Below are 749 nucleotides of genomic sequence, written 5' to 3'. Positions count from 1 at the left end.
GCAAATTACCTAACATTGTACGCCTAGCGATTATCTCGCAAATGCATTGCCATACCAGAACGTAACGTAGGACAGCAAGCATAGAAAAACAAAAAGGCCGCTTTGCAGCGACCTTTCAGATAGTGTTGTTCAAAGCAGTAAGGCTTAGCCTTTGCCGCCTTTAATTGCATTGATGATTTCGCTGGTTGAGCAACCATCTTCAAAGTTCAAAACACGAACTTCACCACCTGCTGCAATCACTTCTTTACCACCGGCAATCTCTTCTGGTTTGTAGTCACCGCCTTTCACTAACATGCTTGGCAGCACTTCAGAGATCAGACGCTGTGGCGTATCTTCACTAAACGGTACAACCCAGTCAACTGCACCTAAACCTGCCAATACTGCCATACGGCGATCGGTTGGGTTTACTGGACGACCCGGGCCTTTCAAACGCTTTACAGACTCATCGGTATTTACTGCGACAATTAGGCGATCACCTAGCTCAGCAGCATGATTAAGGTAAGACACATGACCAGCGTGAAGAATATCAAAACAGCCATTGGTCATGACGACTTTCTCGCCACGAGCGCGTGCTTTTTTCACCGCTTCAATCAGTGCTTTTTCTGAGATGACACCAAAGTCGGTATCTTGACTGCCATGAACCGCTTCTGCCAATTCAATTTCAGACAGCGTCGACGTACCCAGTTTACCCACGACAACGCCAGCAGCTGCGTTAGCAAGTGCACACGCTTCTTCGAAGGATTTACCTG

The 749-nt window shown here is 47.4% G+C and carries 1 protein-coding gene; it reads right to left on the bottom strand.

What is annotated here, in order from left to right:
- Window positions 1–144 precede the first annotated feature (144 nt).
- The coding region (rfaE2, locus tag R7R24_RS26535) for a D-glycero-beta-D-manno-heptose 1-phosphate adenylyltransferase (RefSeq protein ID WP_318120094.1) at window positions 145–749 on the bottom strand (605 nt) is incomplete at its 5' end.

Source organism: Vibrio sp. 704 (genome assembly GCF_033339295.1).
The sequence above is the reverse complement of the archived record's forward strand: the minus strand, read 5'-3'. Positions and strand labels throughout refer to the sequence as shown.